We start from the raw sequence: 2,660 nt of genomic DNA on the forward strand, positions 1-2,660 counted from the left end.
TGTCGCTTGCCAGGGTGATGGGACCACCTGGTTGCCAGAGGGTAGGGACCACCGTGGCGCGTTATTGAGGATGCTCGTTGTCGGTGGTGGGGTCAACTGTTCCGGGTCGGGTGCGTTGGCGGTAGGACGGTCCTTCGATGACGAGGGTGTGCGCGGTGGAGGTCAGTCGGTCGATGGCTGATTGGGCGAGGAGGGTGTCGGCGGTCATGGTCAGCCACTCCGATGGCTCGCGGTTGGAGGTCACGACGGTGGTTTTCTTGCGGTGGCGTTCGACGATGAGTTCGTAGAAGTCGCTGGTTTCGGTGGCGTCGAGTGGGCGTAGCGCGAAGTCGTCGATGATGAGGACTTCGATGGCGGTCAGTCGCCGGATTTCGGCGTCGACGGTGTTGTCGAGGCGGGCTGCGCGTAGTCGGGTGAACAGTTTGTCCGATCGTGCGAACAGGACACTGTGTCGTCGCCGGATTGCCATGTGTCCCAATGCTGTTGCCAGATGCGTCTTACCGACGCCGACGGGTCCGAGGATGATCGCGGACTGGTGAGCGTCGAGGAAGCGTAGTGAGGTCAGGTCTCCGAGTAGGGTGCGGTCGTAGCGGAGATCGTCGTGGGTGTTCCAGGCCTCGAAGGCCATCGTCGGATCCAGTCCTGCTTTGGTCGATCGCAATGTCGCCGAACGGGAGTCGCGGCGGTTGACTTCGTCGGAGAGGAGCACTTCGAGGAACCCTATGTGGCTGAGTTTGTGTTGCCGAGCCAGAGCGGCGCGTTCGGGCAGTGTGTCGGCGAGCGCGCCGAGTTTGAGGGCCTTGAGTAGCCGGACGAGGTCTGTGCCGACCGGTTCGGTGGTGGCTGGGGTGCGAGTGGTGGTCATGAGTGTCCTTCCATGGATGCGGAGCCGGCGTCTACGACGGTCAGTGATGGTGTTGTGGTGGAACGGAATTCGGATGGGTCACGAGAGAATCGCGTCGATTCCTGTCCCACTGCTTTCGGCAATGCGGGTGTCGATTTCTCGGTGGCCCGCTCCAACATGGACGCGATCTTGGTGACCGAGACGACGTCGAGATCCAACGACAGTGAGCAGGCCTGTTCGACCCGCTCGGCTCCGTAACGTCTCACCAACCCTTGCAGCCGGTAGACACTGCGAATCCGCGTCCAGGGCAGTGGGTCATCGAGGATCCGTTCGGCGTAGATCCCGATATTGCGGCCGTGACCGTTGCAGGTCCTGATCAGTGAGGTGACATCCCGTAATGCGTAGTCGCTCTTGTGTTCGGGGAGATCGGCGCGGTCGGTACTGCGCCCACCTGCAGGTTGGCGGGGATGGATCTTCACCAGGGTGCCGCGGTGATAGAACTTCACCAGCTCGGTATCTGCCCGGACCGACAGTGTCGATCCGATCCACTGCTGCGGCAACGAATACAACGCGCGAGCGACCTCCGCGTGGAAGTCGCGGTGGACTTTCACGTCCTTGAAGATCGGCACGTCGTACTCCGCCGGAACCGGAAGCAGTACCGACAGTTCAAAGTCCTCGAACACCTCGAGCGGTCGGGCGCATGTCGAGCCGTGAATGCGCATACCTGCGGTGCTGCTGCACCACCGAACCGCCGCCTCCTGCGCTTGCTCGAGACTGTTGAATCGTTCACCCGCCCAGAAGTTTCCGCGCACGTACTGCACGGTGCGTTCGACTCTCGGTTTGTCCTTCGGCGACCTCACCCGCGCCGGGTCGGTGATGAACCCGACGTGGGCGCTGTAGTCGAGCCAGCCATCGCTCAACCGCGGAGCGATCGGGTCTGCCGTCGTGACAACAGGTTTGAGATTGTCCGGGATCAAGACCGCGAACACGCCGCCGAAGAACTTCCATGCTGCTTCGCAGCCGGCAATGACCGCCACCAACGTCTGCGAATAGCTCAGCCACACGAACATGTGCCGGCTGTAGACCGCGGTGAAGATCAGGGCGTGGACTTTGCGGGCCCGACCGTCGTCGGGGTCGGTGAGCATCCCCAAGTACCCGAAGTCGACCTGGCATTCGATCCCGGGTTCGCCGTCGACGACGCGGACCGTGAGGTTCTTGCGGCCGAAACCACACATCTCGGTAGCGAACCGATGCAACGTCCGATACGGCACCTGGCAGCCCTTACGGGCAAGCAGCACCTCGATTTTCGCGATCGTGAGCGGCTTACGTTCACCGTCGCCTGCCACCCACTTGCTGATCTGCTCCTGATGGGGCACCAGCTGCTCCCATGCCGCGCCGTGACCGTGCGGCCGGTCGGGGCGGACAGTGGCGACGACAGCTGCGATCACCTCGTCGCTGACCGCGTCGGCATCGTCGGTTCTGGTCAGGCCGGCTGCTTGGGCTGCCTCGACGTAACGGCGGACCGTCTTACGATCCACACCGGCATGCTCGGCGATCGTGCGCAGCCCCGGAGCCGGCAGTGCCGCCGTCCCGAGCCACAGCCGTAGTACTTCTCTGATTTCGTTCACACTGATCTCCCGAAAAGCCATGCTCACCGACCTCCGTGACGGACTTCGTGCTGTCACAGACGATCGAACGAGCAAACGACGGGACCACCGGCAAGGCGCGCCGGTGGTCCCATAACTGGCAATCCAGGTGGTCCCATCACCCTGGCAGAAATCAGGTCACGCTGGTCCCATGCTCATGGCAGACGACA

At 62.7% G+C, this 2,660-nt stretch carries 2 protein-coding genes; both read right to left on the reverse strand.

Translation table 11 applies throughout. The features are described from left to right. Positions 1-61 precede the first annotated feature (61 nt). The gene (gene istB, locus R3P93_RS24425) at positions 62-865 is read right to left on the reverse strand and encodes an IS21-like element helper ATPase IstB (RefSeq protein ID WP_243611201.1); all 804 of its coding nucleotides are present in this window, start codon (positions 863-865) and stop codon (positions 62-64) included. Then, positions 862-2,493, reverse strand: coding sequence for an IS21 family transposase (istA, locus tag R3P93_RS24430; RefSeq protein ID WP_317534358.1), 1,632 nt, complete (start codon positions 2,491-2,493; stop codon positions 862-864). Before istA ends, istB begins: the two co-directional genes overlap by 4 nt. Positions 2,494-2,660 lie beyond the last annotated feature (167 nt).

Source organism: Rhodococcus cerastii, from assembly GCF_033042195.1.
In the GTDB taxonomy this organism is placed as follows: Bacteria; Actinomycetota; Actinomycetes; order Mycobacteriales; family Mycobacteriaceae; genus Rhodococcoides.

Excerpts from the sequence above, each read along its gene's own strand:
- istB (WP_243611201.1), bottom strand. The coding sequence starts at position 865 with ATGACCACCACTCGCACCCCAGCCACCACCGAACCGGTCGGCACAGAC.
- istA (WP_317534358.1), bottom strand. The coding sequence starts at position 2,493 with ATGGCTTTTCGGGAGATCAGTGTGAACGAAATCAGAGAAGTACTACGG.